The sequence below is a fragment of the Brevundimonas sp. genome (genome assembly GCF_019636155.1).
Taxonomy (GTDB): Bacteria; Pseudomonadota; Alphaproteobacteria; order Caulobacterales; family Caulobacteraceae; genus Brevundimonas.
Window position 1 is genome coordinate 1 of the sequence record NZ_JAHBYB010000007.1, and the last position, 19,271, is coordinate 19,271.

At 70.9% G+C, this 19,271-nt stretch carries 22 protein-coding genes; 14 read left to right on the forward strand and 8 right to left on the reverse strand.

Annotated elements, in window-relative coordinates; translation table 11 throughout:
- Positions 1-45: 45 nt before the first annotated feature.
- From pyk to KF910_RS09075, 3 genes are all read right to left on the reverse strand, one after another.
- On the reverse strand, positions 46-1,482 hold the full coding sequence (gene pyk, locus KF910_RS09065) for a pyruvate kinase (RefSeq protein ID WP_292260887.1): 1,437 nt from the start codon (positions 1,480-1,482) through the stop codon (positions 46-48).
- Between the two features lie 113 nt (positions 1,483-1,595).
- The gene (locus KF910_RS09070; RefSeq protein WP_292260889.1) at positions 1,596-2,252 is read right to left on the reverse strand and encodes a DedA family protein; all 657 of its coding nucleotides are present in this window, start codon (positions 2,250-2,252) and stop codon (positions 1,596-1,598) included.
- Positions 2,253-2,353: 101 nt separating this feature from the next.
- Complete coding sequence (locus KF910_RS09075) at positions 2,354-3,322, reverse strand: LysR family transcriptional regulator (RefSeq protein ID WP_292260891.1); 969 nt, start codon at positions 3,320-3,322, stop codon at positions 2,354-2,356.
- A 49-nt stretch (positions 3,323-3,371) separates the two neighbouring features.
- Between KF910_RS09075 and KF910_RS09080 the strand changes: the two genes are divergently transcribed.
- From KF910_RS09080 to KF910_RS09095, 4 genes are all read left to right on the forward strand, one after another.
- Entirely contained in the window at positions 3,372-3,557 is a 186-nt protein-coding gene (locus tag KF910_RS09080; RefSeq protein ID WP_292260893.1) for a hypothetical protein, read from the forward strand.
- A 170-nt stretch (positions 3,558-3,727) separates the two neighbouring features.
- Complete coding sequence (gene phaC, locus KF910_RS09085) at positions 3,728-5,536, forward strand: class I poly(R)-hydroxyalkanoic acid synthase (RefSeq protein ID WP_292260896.1); 1,809 nt, start codon at positions 3,728-3,730, stop codon at positions 5,534-5,536.
- 66 nt (positions 5,537-5,602) lie between these two features.
- Positions 5,603-6,562 (forward strand): glycosyltransferase family 9 protein, encoded by a 960-nt coding sequence (locus KF910_RS09090; RefSeq protein ID WP_292260899.1) that lies wholly within the window; start codon positions 5,603-5,605, stop codon positions 6,560-6,562.
- Positions 6,563-6,711: 149 nt separating this feature from the next.
- Complete coding sequence (locus KF910_RS09095; protein ID WP_292260902.1) at positions 6,712-8,040, forward strand: dihydroorotase; 1,329 nt, start codon at positions 6,712-6,714, stop codon at positions 8,038-8,040.
- Between the two features lie 15 nt (positions 8,041-8,055).
- Here KF910_RS09095 and KF910_RS09100 read toward each other — a convergent pair whose 3' ends face one another.
- The 4 genes from KF910_RS09100 to erpA all read right to left on the reverse strand — a co-directional run bounded on the left by KF910_RS09100 (position 8,056) and on the right by erpA (position 10,549).
- Positions 8,056-9,003, reverse strand: a complete 948-nt coding sequence (locus tag KF910_RS09100; RefSeq protein WP_292260904.1) for an alpha/beta hydrolase — start codon at positions 9,001-9,003, stop codon at positions 8,056-8,058.
- A gap of 22 nt (positions 9,004-9,025) precedes the next feature.
- A complete protein-coding gene (locus KF910_RS09105) occupies positions 9,026-9,691 on the reverse strand; it encodes an SdpI family protein (protein ID WP_292260906.1) in 666 nt (221 codons plus the stop codon).
- On the reverse strand, positions 9,688-9,978 hold the full coding sequence (locus KF910_RS09110) for a metalloregulator ArsR/SmtB family transcription factor (RefSeq protein WP_292260908.1): 291 nt from the start codon (positions 9,976-9,978) through the stop codon (positions 9,688-9,690). Before KF910_RS09110 ends, KF910_RS09105 begins: the two co-directional genes overlap by 4 nt.
- Positions 9,979-10,174: 196 nt before the next feature.
- Positions 10,175-10,549, reverse strand: coding sequence for an iron-sulfur cluster insertion protein ErpA (gene erpA / locus KF910_RS09115; protein ID WP_292260911.1), 375 nt, complete (start codon positions 10,547-10,549; stop codon positions 10,175-10,177).
- Between the two features lie 61 nt (positions 10,550-10,610).
- Here erpA and KF910_RS09120 point away from each other — a divergent pair, with 61 nt between their 5' ends.
- The 5 genes from KF910_RS09120 to scpB all read left to right on the forward strand — a co-directional run bounded on the left by KF910_RS09120 (position 10,611) and on the right by scpB (position 15,348).
- The gene (locus KF910_RS09120; RefSeq protein WP_292260914.1) at positions 10,611-11,795 is read left to right on the forward strand and encodes a deoxyguanosinetriphosphate triphosphohydrolase; all 1,185 of its coding nucleotides are present in this window, start codon (positions 10,611-10,613) and stop codon (positions 11,793-11,795) included.
- 80 nt (positions 11,796-11,875) lie between these two features.
- The gene (locus KF910_RS09125) at positions 11,876-12,628 is read left to right on the forward strand and encodes an SPOR domain-containing protein (protein ID WP_292260917.1); all 753 of its coding nucleotides are present in this window, start codon (positions 11,876-11,878) and stop codon (positions 12,626-12,628) included.
- Complete coding sequence (gene nagZ, locus KF910_RS09130) at positions 12,625-13,674, forward strand: beta-N-acetylhexosaminidase (RefSeq protein ID WP_292260920.1); 1,050 nt, start codon at positions 12,625-12,627, stop codon at positions 13,672-13,674. The genes KF910_RS09125 and nagZ overlap by 4 nt, the downstream gene beginning before the upstream one ends.
- Positions 13,675-13,852: 178 nt before the next feature.
- Positions 13,853-14,686, forward strand: coding sequence for a segregation and condensation protein A (locus tag KF910_RS09135; RefSeq protein WP_292260923.1), 834 nt, complete (start codon positions 13,853-13,855; stop codon positions 14,684-14,686).
- Positions 14,683-15,348, forward strand: a complete 666-nt coding sequence (gene scpB, locus KF910_RS09140; protein WP_292260926.1) for an SMC-Scp complex subunit ScpB — start codon at positions 14,683-14,685, stop codon at positions 15,346-15,348. The genes KF910_RS09135 and scpB overlap by 4 nt, the downstream gene beginning before the upstream one ends.
- A 145-nt stretch (positions 15,349-15,493) precedes the next feature.
- Here scpB and ispH read toward each other — a convergent pair whose 3' ends face one another.
- Positions 15,494-16,465: a 4-hydroxy-3-methylbut-2-enyl diphosphate reductase gene (gene ispH, locus KF910_RS09145; protein ID WP_292261288.1), complete on the reverse strand. Its 972-nt coding sequence runs from the start codon at positions 16,463-16,465 to the stop codon at positions 15,494-15,496.
- A gap of 195 nt (positions 16,466-16,660) precedes the next feature.
- Between ispH and KF910_RS09150 the strand changes: the two genes are divergently transcribed.
- The 5 genes from KF910_RS09150 to KF910_RS09170 all read left to right on the forward strand — a co-directional run bounded on the left by KF910_RS09150 (position 16,661) and on the right by KF910_RS09170 (position 19,259).
- Positions 16,661-17,020, forward strand: a complete 360-nt coding sequence (locus tag KF910_RS09150; protein WP_292260928.1) for an AtpZ/AtpI family protein — start codon at positions 16,661-16,663, stop codon at positions 17,018-17,020.
- 7 nt (positions 17,021-17,027) lie between these two features.
- Positions 17,028-17,807 (forward strand): F0F1 ATP synthase subunit A, encoded by a 780-nt coding sequence (locus tag KF910_RS09155; protein WP_292260931.1) that lies wholly within the window; start codon positions 17,028-17,030, stop codon positions 17,805-17,807.
- Positions 17,808-17,857: 50 nt separating this feature from the next.
- Entirely contained in the window at positions 17,858-18,082 is a 225-nt protein-coding gene (locus KF910_RS09160) for a F0F1 ATP synthase subunit C (protein ID WP_056619394.1), read from the forward strand.
- Positions 18,083-18,153: 71 nt separating this feature from the next.
- Positions 18,154-18,747, forward strand: coding sequence for a hypothetical protein (locus KF910_RS09165; RefSeq protein WP_292260934.1), 594 nt, complete (start codon positions 18,154-18,156; stop codon positions 18,745-18,747).
- Positions 18,747-19,259, forward strand: coding sequence for a F0F1 ATP synthase subunit B (locus KF910_RS09170; protein ID WP_292260937.1), 513 nt, complete (start codon positions 18,747-18,749; stop codon positions 19,257-19,259). Before KF910_RS09165 ends, KF910_RS09170 begins: the two co-directional genes overlap by 1 nt.
- Positions 19,260-19,271: the final 12 nt, after the last annotated feature.

Here is a 19,271-nt window from a genome sequence, read left to right on the forward strand (position 1 = left end):
CACCTCCCCATCGCTGCGCGACTGGGAGGAGGCGGGACAGGGTGGTCAGCGGCCGCGTTTCCGAGGAGCAGGGGCGTGGGCCAGGCGCAGGAGGTTGGCGGCGCCGGGGGCCCCGAAGGGGGTGCCGGCCAGGATCAGGATGCGCTGGCCCGGCTGGGCCAGGCCGTATTGCACGGCGCCGGCGACGGCGTCGTCGGTGACCATCTCCAGCGACTCCGGCTGCTTGCCCAGGCGGGATTCCAGGCCCCAGACCAGGGCCAGGCGCCGCGCCGTGTCGGGATTGGGGGTCAGGGCCAGGATGGGCTGGAGCGGCCGCTCGCGCGACATCCGCCGCGCCGTCCCGCCCAGGGTGGTGAAGACCACCAGACAGGCGGTGGCCTGGGCCTCGGCCGCCTTGCGGGCGGCGGCGACCAGGGCGTCGACGTCATGTTCGTCCATCCCGGCGTGTTCGGCGTCCATCAGGCTGGGCCACAGGGGGTCCTTTTCGACCCGCTCGATGATCCGGCTCATGATGCCCACGGTCTCCAGCGGATAGTCGCCGGAGGCCGTCTCGGCCGACAGCATCAGGGCGTCGGCGCCCTCATAGACCGCGTTGGCCACGTCCGAGGCCTCGGCCCGGGTCGGGGCCGGGGCGCTGGTCATGGATTCCAGCATCTGGGTGGCGACAATGGCCGGGACGCCCCGATTGCGGGCCGCGCGCAGGATCTGTTTCTGGGCCACGGGCACGTCCTCGGGCGGAAGCTCGACCCCCAGGTCGCCGCGCGCCACCATGACCCCGTCGCAGTAGTCGAGGATGGACTCCAGGTCGTCCAGGGCCTGGGGCTTTTCGATCTTGGCCAGGCAGGCGGCCTTGCCGGCGACCAGCCGCTTCAGCTCCGCCATGTCCTCGGCCTTCTGGACGAAGCTGAGGGCCACCCAGTCGACGCCCAGGCGCAGGGCGAAGGCCAGGTCCTCGCGGTCCTTGGGCGTCAGGGCCGAGACGGGGATGACGCAGTCGGGGACGGCGACCCCCTTGCGGTCGGACAGGCGGGTCCCGCTCTCGACCGTGACCTCGGCCCAGTCGGCGCCGCCCTGGCCCACGCGCAGCCGCACCCGGCCGTCGTCGATCAGCAGGGCCATGCCGGGGCGCAGGGCGCTGAAGATCTCCGGATGGGGCATCTGGACCCGCGTGGCGTCACCAGGCGTCGGGTCCAGGTCGAGGCGCAGGACGTGGCCCGGCTTCACATCGATGGCGCCGTCGCGGAATTTGCCCAGGCGAAGCTTGGGGCCCTGCAGGTCGGCCAGGACGCCCAGGGGACGCTGAAGCGCCATCTCGGCGCCGCGCACGGCCTTGAGGGCGGCGGCGTGATCCTCGTGGGTCCCGTGGCTGAAGTTCAGGCGGAAGACGTCGGCGCCGGCCTGGGCCAGGGCCTTGACCATGCCGGGGGCGCGGCTGGCGGGGCCGAGGGTGGCGACGATGCGCGCGCGTCTGGCTCTGATCATCAGGGAATCCGGAGTTCGGTGAGGGCCAGGGCCCTTTGTGACGTCGAAACCGCCGGGCGTTAAGGCCGGTTCAGGGCGCGAAACACAAAGTCATGGCCGGGTCAGTCTTGGGGTCAGGCCTGGGGATCCTCCAGGGCGTCCAGCGAAGGGTCGGGCCGGCTGGCGCGGCGCTGGCGCAGGGCATGCAGGACCAGGGCCAGGGCCGCGGCGGCGGCCAGTCCGCCCAGGGCCCACTCCAGGGCATGCTCGCCGCCGATCATCCGGGCGCCCTTTCCGGCCAGATAGCCGGGCGCCAGCATCACCGGAACCCAGATCACGGCCGAGCCGAGATTGGCCAGCTGGAACCTGAGGTGGGCCATGCCGGTGGCGCCGGCGATCAGGGGCACGAAGGCCCGCACCGGCCCCATGAAGCGGCACAGATAGATGGAGGCGACCCCATAGCGGCGGAAGAACAGCCGAGCCCGCGCCATGATGGTGCGATGGGGCTTCAGGGCCGCGACGCGCCAGATGCGTCCGCCGAACCGGCGGCCCAGAACATAGGAGACGGCGTCGCCCAGGACGGCCCCGGCGATGCACCAGGCCAGGACGGTCGGCCCGTCCAGAACGCCCGCCGCGACCAGGCCCCCGGCGACCAGCATCAGGGCCGTGGCCGGGAAGAAGGCCCCGATCACGACCATGGATTCGCCGAAGGTGATCAGCCCCAGCAGGGGGCCGCCCCAGACGGCGTTGCGGGCGATGAAGGCGCCGATGTCCGAGGCCAGATGCTCCATCTAGCGGCGGCTCCGGGCGGCGGCGGAAGGGGCGGGCAGGGTCACGACGGAGGCTTTCGCAGGGGGCAGGCCCCCTTAAGTAGGGACAGAACCGCCCCGCGTCATCCGGCCTTGAACAGCGACCGATCGCTGCGGACCGCGGAGACGATCATCCGGGTGACGACGCGGATGCGGGCCAGGGCCTTCAGGTCGGCGTGGACGACCAGCCACAGGCTGCGCTGGAGATGGACCGCCTCGGGCAGGACCCGGACCAGGCGCGGATCGCGCGCGGCGATGAAGTCGGGCAGGACGCACAGCCCCGCCCCGGCCAGGGTCGCCTGAAGCTGGGCGATCAGGTTGGAGCTCTGCAGCGAGACATGGATGTCCACGTCGGGCGCCTGCATATAGTCCAGCTCGGGCGCATACAGCAGGTCGTCGATATAGCCGACGAAGCGGTGGCCGGCCATGTCGGCGCGGGTCCGGATCGGCGGGCGGGCGTCCAGATAGGCCGGGGCGGCGTAGAGGCTGAGGCCGTAGTCGGTCAGCTTGCGCGTCACCAGCCGGCCCTCGCGCGGGGGCGACAGGGTGACGGCGATGTCGGCCTCGCGCTTGGACAGGCTGAGCACGCCCGAGATGGCCACCAGCTGGATGTCCAGGCCGGGGTGGCGGTCGGCCAGATCGGCCATCAGGGGCGCCAGGACATAGGAGCCGAACCCCTCGGGCGCGCCGATACGGACCACCCCGCCGACGGTCTGGTCCGCCTGGCCCAGGTCGGCGGCGGCGCGCAGGGTCAGACTTTCGATATGTTCGGCCGTCGGCATCAGCCGCTCGCCATGGCGGGTCAGGGCGTAGCCCTGGGGGCTGCGGTCGAACAGCCGGGCGCCCAGTCCGGCCTCCAGGGCCGTGATCCGGCGGCCGACCGTGGTGTGGTCCATGCCCAGGCGCGCCGCGGCCGTGGTCAGGCGGCCGGTGCGGGCCACGCCCAGGAAGGCGCGCAGGTCGTTCCAGTTGAAATCGGACAGGGTGGCCTCGTTGTGCAGAAATGCACGATGATTGCGCGTATCCTGGCATGGATAAGGCAGAAACGCCATGCGATAGCGCCGGTCATCGAACTGGACCCCCTGAACCGGACCTCGCGCCATGGCTTTCGACGCCGCCCACTATCCCGTCGCCCAGACCCCCGCCGGCCAGACCTTTACGGCTCTGATCGACGCCGCCCCTGCGCCCTGCCCGCGCTGGACGGCCGAGAATCCGGATCGGGCGCTGGCTCTGCTGTTCGTGGCGGCGCAGGACTGCGAGGCCGTCGACGTCCTGACGGCGCTGTAACGCCCTCCGTCACCCTCGGGCTTGTCCCGAGGGCCCATGGCGGTCAGAAGGCGATTGTCGGCGACGCGGCCGGATGGATGATGCGTCTTCGGTCGCGCCGGCGGACGAATAGGCCCTCGGGACATCCCCGAGGGTGACGTGCTTTTACGATGCAGAGAGTGGAGCCGTCCGTGGCCGCCGAAAAACCCCAGACCCACGAGACCGTTTTCGCCCCGACGGCGGGCTGGCCCGATCCCCTGGTGGTGGCCGAGACCCTGACCGGCCTGGCCGCCAATGCCGCGGAGGCCATGAAGACGGCCCTGGCCCAGGCGGCCAGCCCGCAGCCTCTGCCCTACGATCCGATGACCCTGCCCAGGGCGGTCATGGCCTTCAACACGGCCCTGATGACCCAGCCGGCCAGCCTGATGGAGGCCCAGGCCCGGGCCTGGACCGACTGGACCGCCCTGTGGCGCGCCATGGGCGAGCGGATGGTGACCGGCGCGGCCGAGCCGGTCGCGGCGCCGGCCAGGGGCGACCGCCGCTTCTCGGCCCCGGAATGGAGCGAGGAACCGGTCTATGACTGGCTGAAACAGGCCTATTTGCTGTCGGCCAGACAGATGCAGGACCTGGTGGCGACCGCCCCGGTGGACGAGGCGACGCGGAGCCAGGTCGACTTCCTGTCGCGCCAGCTGATCGCCGCCCTGTCGCCCGCCAATTTCGCCGCGACCAATCCGACGGTGGCGCGCAAGACGATCGAGAGCGGGGGGCTGAACCTGCTGACCGGCCTGTCGAACGTGCTGGAGGACGTGGCCAGGGGGCAGGGACTGGTCGGCCGCCGCGCGCCGAACGATTTCGAACTGGGCGTCAACGTCGCCGCGACCCCCGGCGCGGTGGTGTTCCGCAACGAGCTGCTGGAGCTGATCCAGTATGCGCCGACGACCGAGACGGTCTATCGCCGGCCGCTGCTGTTCGTCCCGCCCCTGGTCAACAAATACTATCTGTTCGATCTGACGCCCAAGGCCAGCTATCTGAAATGGCTGGTGGATCAGGGCCATACGGTCTTCGTCGTGTCCTGGGCCAACCCGGACGAGGGCCAGGCCGACAAGGGGATGGACGCCTATGTCGTCGACGGGATCGTCGCGGCCATGGACGCGGTCGGCAAGGCGACGGGCGAGGCGGACGTCGACCTGGTCTCCTACTGCCTGGGCGGCACCCTGACGGCCATGACCCTGGCCTATCTGACGGGCAAGGGTCAGGGGGATCGCATCGCCTCGGCGACCCTGATCGCCTCCCTGGTGGATTTCGCCGACATCGGCGAATGGGCGGTCTTCACCGCCGACCAGGACCTGAAGGCCTTCCACCGCTATCTGGACGGCAAGGGCTATGTCGAGGCGCACGACCTGGCGCGGCTGTTCTCGACGGTGCGGGCCAACGACCTGATCTGGTCCTCGGTGGTGACCCACTATCTGCTGGGCGACGAGGCGCGGGCGTCGGACCTGCTGTGGTGGTTCGACGACGGGGCGCGCATCCCGGCGGCCTTCCTGAAGCAGTATTCGTCCGAAGTCCTGAAGGCCAACCGCCTGAAGGAAGCGGGCGGGATCACCATCGACGGAGTGGCCCTGGACCTGAAGGCGGTCACGACGCCGGTGATGATCGTGGCCCTGAAGGACGATCACGTCTCGGCCTGGAAGGCGACCTATGGCGGGCGCGGCCATTTCGGCGGTCCGACGCGCTTCATCCTGGGCGGATCGGGCCACAATGCGGGGATGATCAATCCGCCGGCGGCCAACAAGCACGGCTATTGGACCAATGACGACGCGCCGGCGGACGCCGAGGCCTGGCTGGCCGGGGCCGAGCAGAGGCCGGGGTCCTGGTGGCCCGAGTGGCAGGGCTGGCTGGACGCCGCGGCGACCGACGACAAGGTCAAGGCGCGCAAGCCCGGCGCCGGCAAGCTGAAGGCCCTGGAGGCCGCGCCGGGAAGCTATGTGCGGGTGAAGTGACCGGGCAATGAATCCTCCCCGATGGGGAGGATCAATGGGGCGAGAATCCTTGTAAGGAGGATTCCGATGAGCGGGCGGTTTCCGATCCTTTGGCTGGCCGAGGCGGACCCGGAGGAAGCGGTGCTGTCCTCGGGCGTTCTGGCGCATCTGGTCGAGACGATCGGCCATGCCGGCTTCACCATCGTCGGTTCGCCCCAGAGCGCGCCCCTGTTCGCCGATACGCCGCGGCTGGACCGGCTGATCGTGCTGGAGAAGGAAGGGGCGCTGGACTGGATCGGGCTGTGGAACCGGCTGCGGCGCACGCGCTGGGGCCTGGTGGTCGACATGCGCCGCACCGGGCTGGCGACCAAGCTGACGCGCCAGAAGCGGGCGGAACGGGGCGAGGACGCGCCGGGCCTGCACGCCGTGGAGGCCGCCGCCGCCGTGCTGAAGCTGGACGAGATCCCGGCGCCCAAACTGTTCGTCGGGGAGGAGACCCAGGCGGTCGCCGACGCCCTGATCAAGCCGGACGACCGGCCGATCCTGGCGGTGGGGCCGGGAGTGGAATGGATGGGCAAGCGCTGGCCCGCCGAACGGTTCGCCAAGGTGGCGACGCCGCTTCTGGCCGACGACGGGCCGCTGGCGGGCGGGCGACTGATGATCGTCGGCGAGGAGATCGAGCGCGACGCGGCCCACACCATCCGCTTCGCCGTGCCGCGCGCGCGGGTGATCGAACTGCAGGGAAAACTGACGCCGCTTCAGACGGCGGCGGCCCTGCGTCACGCCAAACTCTATGTCGGCAATGACAGCCTGTGGACCCAGCTGGCCGTGGCGGCGGGCGTTCCGTCGGTGGCGGTGTTCGGCCCGTCCGACGAAGCGATGCGCGGACCCTGGCGGGGCGCCTCGGTGCGCGGCCCGCGCAGCCTGGAGGAGTTCAAGGCCCTGGACCCCCGCCTGAACCAGGCCATCCAGCACATGATGGACCTGCCCTACGAAAGGGTGTTGAAGGCGGCGCGGAAGCTGCTGGCCGAACGGTCGACGCCGTAGAACTCGTCACCCTCGGGCTTGTCCCGAGGGCCCATCGTTCCGCATATGCGGAGCATCGCCGATCCGGCGCCGCACCTTTCCACCTTCGTCTGCGCCCGAGGCCGCCATGGGCCCTCGGGACAAGCCCGAGGGTGACGGAGATTTTGGGTATGTCGAACAGCTATGACCTGATCGTGCGCGGGGGCCAGGTGGCCAACCACGCCGGGCATGGACCGGCGGACGTGGGGGTGATCGACGGCCGCATCGCGCGCATCGGCGACCTGTCCCAGGCCTCGGCCGAGGAGGTGTTCGACGCCTCGGGCCTGACGGTCCTGCCCGGCGTCATCGATACCCAGGTGCATTTCCGCGAGCCCGGTCTGGAGTGGAAGGAAGACCTGGAGACCGGATCGCGCGCCGCCGCCCTGGGCGGGGTCGTGGCCGTGTTCGAAATGCCGAACACCGAACCGAACACCACCGACCCGGATACGATGGCCGACAAGCTGGCCCGGGCGCGCGACCGGATGTGGACCGACCACGCCTTCTATGTCGGCGGCACGCATGAGAACGCCCGCTTCCTGGGCGAGCTGGAGCGGCTGCCCGGCTGTTGCGGGGTCAAGGTGTTCATGGGCGCCTCGACCGGCACCCTGCTGGTCGCCGACGACGATGGGGTGCGCGAGGTGCTGCGCCACACCAACCGCCGCGCCACCTTCCATTCCGAGGACGAATATCGCCTGGTCGACCGCCGCCCCCTGGCCCGGCCCGGCGATTGGACCAGCCACCCGGAGGTGCGCGACGCCGAGAGCGCCATCATGTCGACCCGCCGCCTGGTCGGCCTGGCGCGCGAGGTGGGGCGGCGCATCCACGTCCTGCACGTCACGACGGCGCAGGAGATCGAGTTCCTGGCCCAGAACAAGGACGTGGCCACGGTCGAACTGACGCCCCAGCACCTGACCCTGACGGCGCCCGAGGCCTATGAGCGGCTGAAGGGTCTGGCCCAGATGAACCCGCCGATCCGCTCGGCCGAGCATGTCGCGGGCCTGTGGCGGGGCATCGACCAGGGGGTGGCCGACGTCCTGGGGTCCGACCACGCGCCCCATACGCTGGAGGAGAAGGCCCGGCCCTATCCGGCCTCGCCCTCGGGCATGCCGGGGGTGCAGACCCTGGTTCCCATCATGCTGACCCATGTGGCGGCCGGGCGGCTGAGCCTTGAACGGTTCATCGACCTGACCTCGGCGGGGGCCCAGCGGGTGTTCGGCACGGCCAACAAGGGGCGGATGGCCGAGGGCTATGACGCCGACCTGACCCTCGTGGACCTGAAGGCGAAGCGGGTGATCCGCAACGCGGACGGCGCCAGCCGCTGCGGCTGGACGCCCTTCGACGGGTTCGAGGCGACCGGCTGGCCCATGGCGACCATCGTGCGCGGCCGGGTGGTGATGCGCGACGGCGAGCTGATCGGGACGGCGCACGGCCGGCCCGTGCGTTTCATGGAAACGCTGTGAGGCCGGCCCGGCCGCTCAGCGCGGCTGGAGGATGAAGCCGGCCACATCATCGACCACGCCGGAGGCCAGGGGCAGGGCGGGGTCGGCATAGGTGGCCAGGTTGGCGGCGCGGTCGGCCGGGGCGGTCTTCAGCACGTGGTTGACCCCTTCCCAGACCACCAGCCGGGTGTTCCAGTTGGCGGCGTGCAGGGTCTCGGCGTCCTGACGGGTCGTCTGAAGGTCGGTCGAGCCCTGGCCGATCAGGATGGGGCCGTTGAAATCGACGATCAGGTCGGCCGGGTCCAGGGCCAGCCAGCTGATCATATAGGGCTGGACCGAGGGCCGGAACAGGCTGGCCAGGGCGGGCGGCGCCTGGGTGGTCTTGCCGTCTTCCAGATCCAGGATGGCGGCGAAGGCCTGGTTCTTCAGGTCTTCGGGCATGGGGGCGGCCTCCAGCTGTTCGCGCAGCACGTCGCAGGCCTTGCGCCCCGCCCCGGCCAGGAGGACCAGGCCGCAGATGCGCGGATCATTGTCCCTCGCCGCCGCCAGGGCGACCAGGGCGCCCTCGCTGTGCCCCACCAGCCAGACGCAGGACAGGCCGGTTTCGGACAGGGCGCGGTCGATCCACAGACGGGCGTCGGCGATATTCAGGTCAAAGGTCATCTCGGCCTCTGAAGGGGCGGCGGCCGCGCTCTGGCCGACGCCGCGCTTGTCGAACCGCAGGCTGGCGACGCCGTGATCGGCCAGGCCCTGGGCCAGCAGGCGGGTCGAGGCGGCGGCGACGCCCAGGGGGCTGTTTCCGTCCCGGTCGGTGGGGCCGGAGCCGGGCAGCATCAGGGCCACGGCGCGCGGCGCGCCCTCGGGCCTCAGCAGGGTTCCGTGCAGGGGCGCGGGGTCGGCGGCGACGCTGACGGGGGTTTCGGTCGGGCCGGCCAGGGCCAGGGTCGACAGGACCAGGGTAGGAAGGGCGGCGGCGAGGATCATCGGGGGCGTCCTTGGGGCGGGATCAGAAGGGCTGGCGGTCGGGATCGTCGCGCCAGACGCGCCAGCTCTCGAACACCGCCAGGGCGGCGGCGGCCAGGAGGGCGACGATCAGGGCGCTGAGACCCAGGGGCTGGGGCGCGAAGGGGGCTGCGGCCAGGCCGGCCAGGCCGATCCAGAAGAACAGCCGGCCCATCAGGCGGTTTGAGCGGTCCCAGGCGCGGCGGCTCTTGTAGCTCCAGGGCGTGCGGACGCCGATGACCGGATTGGGGCCGATCCGCCCGGCCGCGGCGCCGATGGCGGCCAGCAGCAGGGAGATCAGGGCCATGGGCAGGGCGGGCTGGAGATCGCCGGCGCCGTTCAGGCCGAGCGCCGCCGCCATCAGGGCGACCCCGACCACGGCGATCAGCCCGACCGCCTGGCTGCTGATCAGGCCGCGGCGGCGGGCCGGGTCCTCGGCGCGGGCGACCGCCAGGCCCGTCAGGCCCGAGATCACCGCCGCCAGCAGGCCCAGGCCGCCGATCAGCAGGGCCAGCTGGGTGCGGTCGCCCCAGCGGTCGACCTGGCCCGAGGCGTCGAAATGCATCGGCAGGGGGCCTTCGGGCCCGGCCAGGGCGATCCAGGCCGCCAGGCTGAGCAGGCCGACGACGGCGACGCCGCTCAGGCCGTCGAGCAGGGTGGGGCGTTTCATGATCCGGTCGTCTCCTTGTCCGCGTTGCGCCCCGCGCCGGCGATGTCCATCAGGAAGGCCATGGCCTCCTCCACCGCCGAGATCTCCAGCCGGTAGCGGATGGAGGCCCCTTCGCGCTCGGGACTGACCAGGCCGGCGTCCTTCAGGGCGTTCAGGTGGCCGGTGACCGTGGGCCAGCTCATGTCGAAGACGGCGGCGATGTCGCCGGACGCCATCGGCCCGGCGCGCAGCATCTCGATGATGCGGCGCCGGACGGGGTGCGACAGGGCCTTGAACAGGGCGTTCATAGGGAAGAGACTAATTAGGAAAACGACTAAGTGCAAGCTGAATCCCTTCTCCCCTTGGGGGAGAAGGTGGGCCGCAGAGCGGCTCGGATGAGGGGTAGGGCGCCGCGAGCGCTCCCATGGACGAGCTTGGACCGGGCATCCCCCTCATCCGTCATGCTTGGCATGACACCTTCTCCCCCGGAGGGGAAAAGGAAGTTCAGATCGAGAAGCTGACGCCGCAGCCGCAGCTGGAGGCGGCGTTGGGGTTGCGGACCACGAACTGGGCGCCGGACAGGTCGTCGACGAAGGCGATCTCGGACCCGACCAGGAAGGGCAGGGACACCGGGTCCACCAGGGCCGTCTGGCCGGCGGCGGTGATCGACAGGTCGTCGGCCGCGGCCGTCTCGACCAGTTCGAACCGATACTGGAAGCCCGAGCAGCCGCCGCCGTCCACCGCCACGCGCAGCATGACCGGCCGGCCCTCGGCCCCGGACAGGGCCGCCAGACGCCGCGCGGCCGAGGCGTCCAGCGTCAGACCGGGACCCTCGCCGGGACGCGAAATCTGGAAGGTGGGGGATTCGACGCTGCTCACGGCTCTCTATATGAGCGGCAGGCGGGCGATCGCAAAGGCCCGCGCCCGATCGAGCGCCTTCGTGACCGCGACCCCTGACCGCGCCCCCTTCGCCGAGACCCCGGCCGCCTCGCGCGGGCGCCGTTTCCCCGAAGGCCCCAGCCGCACCCGCCCGGCCTTCGCCCGCGACCGCGACCGCATCATCCACACCACCGCCTTCCGCCGCCTGAAGGAGAAGACCCAGGTCTTCGTGGCGCATGAGGGCGACCATTACCGCACCCGCCTGACCCACAGCCTGGAGGTGGCCCAGATCGCCCGGTCCCTGGCCCACGCCCTGAAGCTGGACGTCGACCTGGCCGAGACCGTGGCCCTGGCCCACGACCTGGGCCATCCGCCCTTCGGCCACGCCGGCGAGGACGAGTTGCAGGCCCGGATGGCGGGGTTCGGCGGCTTTGACCACAACGTCCAGACCTTCCGCCTGGTGACCAAGCTGGAGCGGCGCTATCCGGCCTTCGAGGGGCTGAACCTGACCTGGGAGACCCTGGAAGGGGTCATCAAGCACAACGGCCCGGTGGCGCACCGGCTGGACGAGCCCGCCTGGCAGGCCATCGCCGAATATGGAGTGAAGGGCGGCTGGGATCTGCGGCTGGACAGTTTCGCCTCGCTGGAGGCCCAGTGCGCGGCCATCGCCGACGACATCGCCTACAACAACCACGACGTGGACGACGGAGTGCAGGCGGGACTGTTCACCCTGGAGCATCTGGATGAGGTTCCCCTGATCGGGCCGATCCTGGCGGGGGTTCGCGCGGACTGGCCGGGGCTGGACGACCGGATGGTGCGGATGGAGGCCGTGCGGCGCATGATCGGCGCCATGGTCCAGGACGTGCTGGCCGAGACGGAGCGGCGCCTGGCGCAGGACCGGATCGGTTCGGTCGAGGCGGTGCGGGCGGCGGGGCGGATCCTGGTCCAGTTCTCGGACGCCATGCTGGCCGACCTGGCGGTGCTGAGGGCCTTTCTGTTCGAGCGGATGTACCGCCACTATCGCGTCAACCGGATGCGGTCCCAGGCGCGGCGGATCATCGCCGAGATGTTCGTCCTGTTCATGGCCGAGCCGGAGGTCATGCCCCCCGAATGGCAGGCCCGGGCGGTCGGGGACCAGGCCCGGACGGCGCGCGCCGTCTGCGACTACATCGCCGGCATGACCGACCGCTACGCCATAGAGACCCACCGCAAGCTGTTCACCCTCGACCCGGTGCTGCATCTGTGATTCGTAAGGGCCGCTGGGCGGGTTAGGATGACGCCCCGGCCGCGCGATTCGCGGGCGGGGCCTGATGCGGAGCGCCCCCCATGTCCTATGAAGACGATCCCCGGTCCCGCGAGCGCGGCGCCTATACGCCCCCCACGGACGACGACCTGCCGTATCGCCGCAGCGGCGGCTATGACGCACGCGGGCCGCGCCGCACGGGCGGGGGCGCCGGGGCGCCGCCGGTGACCCTGATCGTCTCGGCTGTCGTTCTGCTGCTGCTGATCGTCGCGGTGGTGCTGGTCTATCGCAGCGGGGCGCGCGGGCCCAACGACGCCCCGCCCGCCGTGGGCCAGCCGGTCGGAACCCTGAAGGTCGAGGCGCCGATAGAGGCCCAGCCCGTCGATCCCGAGGCCGGCATCCGCGTCTATCGCGACGGCGACCCGGCCGCCGATGCGCCGCCCGTCTTCACCCCGCCGCCCGAGGCGCCCCTGCCGCGCCCGACCGCTCCCGTCGAGGCGGCGCCCTTGCCGCCGGTCGAACGTGCCGCGCCCACGCCCGCGCGCCCGGCGCCCGCCGCCCCGGCCGAGACCGCCGCCGCGCCGCCGGCCGCCACAGGGTCGTCGGCGGTCCAGATCGGCGCCTTCTCCTCGACCGCCCTGGCCGACCGCGAATACGCCGCCGTCGCCGCCCGTTTCCCCCAGTTCGCGCAAGGGGCGGGCAAGCGGGTTCAGGAGGTGGTCGATTCCAAGGGCCAGACCGTCTATCGCACCACCTTCACCGGCCTGAGCCGCGACCGGGCCACGGCCTTCTGCGCCGCCCTGCGGTCGGCCGGGCGGGACTGCCTGGTCCGGTGAGATCGGCCGCCGTCTTCGGCTGTTCGGGCCATCGGCTGACGGCGGACGAACGCGCCTTCTTCCGCGACGCGCGGCCGTGGGGCTTCATCCTGTTCCGCCGCAACGTCGACGGGCCGGACCAGGTGCGCGCCCTGACCCAGGCCCTGCGCGAGACGATCGATGACCCGGACGCCCCCGTCCTGGTCGACCAGGAAGGCGGGCGGGTCCAGCGGCTGGGCCCGCCGCACTGGTCCAGATATCCGCCGGCGAACGCCTATTTGAAGGCGGCGAACGATCCGCTGGCGGCGCGCGAGCTGGCGCGGCTGGGCGGGCGGCTGATGGCCCATGACCTGCGGGCGGTGGGGATCACCGTGGACTGCGCCCCGGTGCTGGACGCCCCCGTGCCCGGCGCCCACGACATCATCGGCGACCGCGCCTTCGCCGACAGCCCGGCGGGGCTGATCCCCCTGGCGCGGGCGCAGGCCGAGGGGCTGATGGCCGGGGGCGTCCTGCCGGTGATCAAACACATGCCCGGCCACGGCCGCGCCTTCGCCGACAGCCACAAGGATCTGCCGGTGGTCGAGACGCCGCTGGAAGACCTGGAGGCCTGGGACTTCCCGCCCTTCCGCGCGCTCAGCGACATGCCCATGGCCATGACGGCCCACGTCGTCTTCACCGCCATCGACGCCAAGCGGCCCGCGACGGTGTCGAAAAAGGCGGTGCGGCTGATGCGCGAGGGGCTGGGGTTTTCGGGCCTGATCCTGACCGACGACCTGTCGATGCAGGCCCTGTCGGGAAGCCTGGCCGAGCGGGCGGCGGCGGCGATGAAGGCCGGATGCGACATCGCCCTGCACTGCAACGGCGACATGGGCGAGATGAGGCAGGTCGCGGGCGCGGTCGGCCGTCTGAAAGGCGCATCGAAGGCGCGGGCCGAGGCGGCGCTGGCCCGCATCGTGCGCGAGGTGGAGCCTCTGGATGTCGAGGCGGCGCGGGCGCGGTTCGAGGCCATGCTGGCCGGCAAGCTGGAGGCGCAGCGCGGGCCGGATGTGGGCGAGGCGCAATCATGACCGGAGGCGCTGTCATTTCCTTCCCCCCTCGCGGGGGAAGGTGGCTCGCGGAGCGAGACGGATGGGGGGGCTGCGAGCCTCGCCTCGATCGTCTGACGATCTGCATGTTGAACCCGCCCCCCCATCCGAGCGGCTCCGCCGCCCACCTTCCCCCGCGAGGGGGGAAGGGAGGATTTGTATGACCGACGTCTTCCAGCCCAATCTGGATTTCGCCGCCGCCGATCAGGTGGAGGAGGGCGAGGCCTTCGTCGTCGATCTGGAGGGCTACGAAGGGCCGCTGCATGTCCTTCTGGCCCTGGCGCGAACCCAGAAGGTCGATCTGCTGAAACTGTCGATCACCCGGCTGGCGGAACAGTATCTGGCCTTCATCCACGAGGCGCGGCGGCGCAATTTCGCCCTGGCGGCGGACTATCTGGTGATGGCGTCGTGGCTGGCCTATCTGAAATCGCGCCTGCTGCTGCCGCGCACCGAGAAGGGCAAGGCCGAGGAGCCCCCGGCCGAGCTGATGGCCGCCGCCCTGGCCTTTCGCCTGCAGAAGCTGGAGGCCATGCGCACGGCGGTCGAGGCCATCACCGGCCGGCCGCAGCTGAAGCGCGACGTCTTCACCCGCGGCGACCCCGAGGCCACGGTCATCATCCCGTCCGACCGGATCGACGCCAGCCTGTACGATCTGATGGCCGCCTATGTGGTCCAGCGGCGCCGCGAACAGGCCCGCCACTACAATCCGACCCAGCGGGTCGAGGCCTTCCCGCTGGAGGCCGCGCGCGACTGGCTGCGCCAGATCATGCCGCGCCTGGACGACTGGACCCCGCTGGACCAGGTGGCGCCGCAGGGGGAGGGCGAGGGCGGCCCCTCGACGGCCAGCTACGTTGCCTCCACCCTGTCGGCCAGCCTGGAGCTGGTGAAGGAGGGCGGCATGGATGTGAAACAGACGGCGGTCTTCGACCCGCTGTATCTGCGCCGCCGCGCCCAGGGGCCGGATGGCGGCCAGCCGATGGAGCTGACGCCGTGAGCGACCTGGAGTTCAAGCCGGACGAGGCCGAGATCGAGCGCCGGGTCGAGGCCCTGTTGTTCGCCGCCGCCGGACCGCTGTCGGCGGCCGAGATCGCGCGCCGTCTGCCCGAAGACGCCGATGTCGGTGCGGCCATCGCTGCCCTGCGCGCGCGGTATGAGGGGCGGGGGGTCGAGCTGGAGTGCGTCGCCGACCGCTGGCGTTTCCGCACGGCGCCGGACCTGAGTTTCATGATGACCCAGGAGCGCGAGGAGCCGCGCCGCCTGTCCAAGGCGGCCTTGGAGACCCTGGCCATCATCGCCTATCACCAGCCCTGCACCCGCGCCGAGATCGAGAGCGTGCGCGGCGTGTCCCTGTCGCGCGGGACGCTGGACCTGCTGCTGGAGATGGGGTTCGTGCGGCTGCGCGGACGGCGTCGGACGCCGGGGCGGCCGGTGACCTATGCGACCTCGGACGGTTTCCTGGAGCATTTCGGCCTGGCCAGCGTGCACGACCTGCCTGGGGTGCAGGACATGCGGGCGGCGGGCCTGCTGGACCTGTCCATGCCCGCCGGCTTCGAAGTGCCCGACCCCGGCCGCGGCGCGGAGGAGGAGGAAGACCTGCTGACCGACCTCGACCAGGACAGCCCCGAGTTCGCCCAAGATTTCGTGGGGGAGGAGTAGGCGTCTCCTCCCTGTCGCGCAGCGATGGGGAGGTGGATCGGACGCGCAGCGGCCGAGACGGAGGGGTTCTGTCTTCGTGTTGCGAACGGCCCCTCCACCGCCTGCGGCGGTCCCCCTCCCCATGGAATGGGGAGGAGACGATGGATCAGGCCGTCAGCGCCCTCGGGAGCTTGAAGGCCACCGTCTCGCGCTCGCCGTCGTCTTCGACCACGGTGGCGTCGAAGCGGGCGCGGAGGGCTTCGATCAGGGCCTCGATCAGGGGTTCGGGGGCCGAGGCGCCGGCGGTGACGCCGACCGTCCGCACCCCATCGAACCAGGACCAGTCGACGTGGCTGGCGTCGTCGACCAGGCGGGCGTCGCGGGCGCCGGCGCGCAGGGCCACCTCCACCAGTCGCACCGAGTTGGACGAGTTGGGCGAGCCGACCACCAGCACCAGGTCCGACCCGTCGGCCAGCCGCTTGACCGCTTCCTGACGATTGGTGGTGGCGTAGCAGATGTCTTCCTTGTGCGGGTCGGGCAGTTCCGGAAAGCGCCGCTTCAGCACCGCCAGAACCTCGGCCGTGTCGTCGACCGACAGTGTGGTCTGGGTGACATAGGCCAGGGGGGCGTCGCCGGGCCGTGCAAACGTCTCAGCGTCGCCCACCGTCTCGATCAGGCTGATGGCCTCGGCCGGCAACTGGCCCATGGTGCCGACCACCTCGGGGTGGCCGGCGTGGCCGATCAGGATGATGTGGCGGCCCGCCGCATGGTGGCGCTCGGCCTCGACATGGACCTTGGACACCAGGGGGCAGGTGGCGTCCAGGAACAGCATCTGGCGCGACCGGGCCGCCGCCGGCACCGACTTGGGCACCCCGTGGGCCGAGAAGACCACCGGCCGGTCGTCGGGGCATTCGTCCAGCTCCTTGACGAAAACGGCGCCCAGGGCCTTCAGACGCTCGACCACATGGCGGTTGTGCACGATCTCGTGCCGCACATAGACCGGAGCGCCGAACCGTTCGATGGCCCGCTCGACGATCTGGATGGCCCGGTCCACCCCGGCGCAGAAGCCGCGCGGGGTCGCCAGCCGCACCGTGATCGGGCGGCGGGAATCGGCGGCGAAGGTCGAGGCGGCGTCCATGGACGGCAAACTAGGGCCTCCGGCCTGCCCCCGCCAGCGGCCGTTCGCCGCGCCTTGTTCGATGGGCAGGAAATATGAGCAAAGACAGTGTTTTGCATCTCACCATACTGTCCTTGACCAAATCGACCCCCGCCTATAGGTTCCGCGCCGAATTCAGACCCCCTTCGGCGCCCGCGTCGGAGCGCTGAGGCCGCCATGCCCCAAACACCGGAATCGCGCGAAGAGGCGATCGCTCGTCTCCAGAAAAGCGCATCCGATCTGGAGGCGCGCACGACCCCCAAGGTCTCGCAGGAGGCGGCGGGGCAGGCGGCGGCCAGCCAGGCCTGGAAGATCATCGCCGACCTGCTCGGCGGGGTGTTCGTGGGTCTGGCCCTGGGCTGGGCGGTGGATCATTTCGCCGGCACGACGCCGGTGGGACTTATCGGCGGCGTCCTTCTGGGCTTCGCCATTTCGGTCTGGATGGCGTGGCGCACGGCGCAGCGTCTGATGGCCGAGGCCAACACGCACGGGGAGCCGCAGTCGGTTCCCTTCGACGACGAAGACGAAGGAGCCTGATCGACCGATGGCCGATCCGCTACACCAGTTTCAGGTTCAGCCCCTTCCGGGCCTCGACTTCGGCGAAGTCACCCTGCCGGTCGTCGGCACGGTGCATCTGGCCTTCACCAATTCGCACCTGGCCATGACCATCGGCTTCCTGCTCGTCGTCGGCTTCCTGACCGCCGTCACCTCGGGCGCCAAGGTGGTGCCGGGCCGGCTTCAGGTCGTGGGCGAAGGGCTATTCGGCCTGATCGACGGCCTGACGGAATCGATCATCGGCCACGACGGCAAGAAGTATTTCCCCTTCGTCTTCGCCATCTTCACCTTCATCCTGGGCATGAACCTTCTGGGCATGTTCCTGAGCTTCACCGCCACCTCGCAGCTGGCGGTGACGGCCACCTTCGGCCTGCTGACCTTCGGCCTGGTGGTCATCGTCGGCATCGTCAAGAACGGCGTGGGCTTCCTGAAGCTGTTCTGGCCCACGGGGGCGCCGCTGGTGATGCGGCCGGTCGTCGGCCTGATCGAGTTCTTCTCCTTCCTGCTGCGTCCCGTCACCCTGACGCTGCGTCTGTTCGGCAACATGATGGGCGGCCACATCGCCCTGAAGGTGTTCGCCGGCTTCGTGGCCACGGCCGTGGTCGGCGCCGCCGGCTGGTTCGGCGTGCTGATCTTCCCGCTGTCGCTGGGCATGACGGTCGGGCTGACGGCGCTGGAGTTCCTCGTGGCCTTCCTGCAGGCCTTCGTCTTCGCGGTTCTGACCTGCATCTATCTCAACGATGTGGTCAATCTGGGCCACGGCCACTAAGGCCCGGCCTTTTCATCCCTACCAACCCCACCTGAACAGGACTTACGACCATGGACCCTCAAGCCGCCAAACTCATCGGCGCCGGCATCGCGATGTGCGGCATGATCGGCGCCGGCATCGGCGTCGGCAACATCTTCGGCCAGTTCCTGGCGGGCGCCCTGCGCAACCCGTCGGCCGCCGGCTCGCAGATCGGCAACCTGTTCGTCGGCGCCGCCCTGGCCGAGGCCCTGGGCATCCTGGCCTTCGTCATGGGCATCCTGATCTGGATTTCGTGATCCGTTTCGGCGGCGGCGCGGATCGCCGCGCCGCCCGCTGACGCCCTTTACGCAGACCCTCCAGGCGACCGATGACCGTTCAAGCCCAAACCGCGACGCCCCTTGACGCCCCCCACCCGGTGGCGGTCGAGGACACGCACGCCACGACCGAACACGCCACGGGCGCCGAGCACGAATCCGGCGGCCTGCCGCAGTTCGAGTTCCAGCACTGGTTCGGGCAGATCGTCTATCTGATCTTCCTGTTCGCCATCCTGTATTTCCTGATCGCCAAGATCTTCGCGCCGCGCATGCGTCGCGTGTTCGACGAGCGGTCGGCCACCATCTCGGGCGCCGTCGAGGCGGCCCGTCAGGTTCAGGCCGAGGCCGCCGGCCAGGCCGAGGCCGCCAAGCGCGAGGTCGAGGACGCCCGCGCCTCGGCCCGGGGCACCGCCTCCGCCGCCTCGGCCCGCGTGGCCGAGGAAGCCAAGGCCCGCGCCGCGGCCGAGGAAGCCGCCGTCTCGGCCCGTATCGCCGAGGCCGAGGCCGCCATCGCCAAGACCCGCGACGCCGCCATGACCAATGTCTCGACCATCGCTTCGGACACCGCCGGCGCCATCGTCGAACGCCTGACCGGCAAGGCGCCGACGGCCGCCGAGGCCGCCGCCGCGGTCAAGGGAGCCGCCTGATGGAATTCTTCAATCCGCACCTCTACGCCTGGGACAATCCCGAGCTCTGGGTCGCCATCGGCCTGGTGCTGTTCTTCGCCATCGTCGTCTTCGCCGGCGCGCCCAGACTGATCGGCGGCCAACTGGACGCCAAGGCCGCCAAGATCCAGGGCGAGCTGGACGAGGCCGCGCGCCTGCGGGCCGAGGCGGAAGCCATGCTGGCCCAGATCCGCAAGGAGAAGGCCGAGGCCGAGGCCCAGGCCGCCGAGATGCTGAAGGCCGCCGAGGCCGACGCCCGCCGGCTGGAACAGGAATCGCGCGCCAAGCTGGAAGAGAGCCTGGCCCGTCGCCAGGCGCTGGCCGAACGCCGCATCGCCCAGGCCGAGGCCCAGGCCGCCGCCGAGGTGAAGGCCGCCGCCGCCGACCTGGCCGCCAAGGCCGCCGAACATATCCTGACCCAGCGCGCCGCCGCCCAGAAGGCCGACCCCCTGCTGGACGCCGCCATCGCCCAGATCGGCCAGCGGCTGAACTGACAGGCGGCGTCG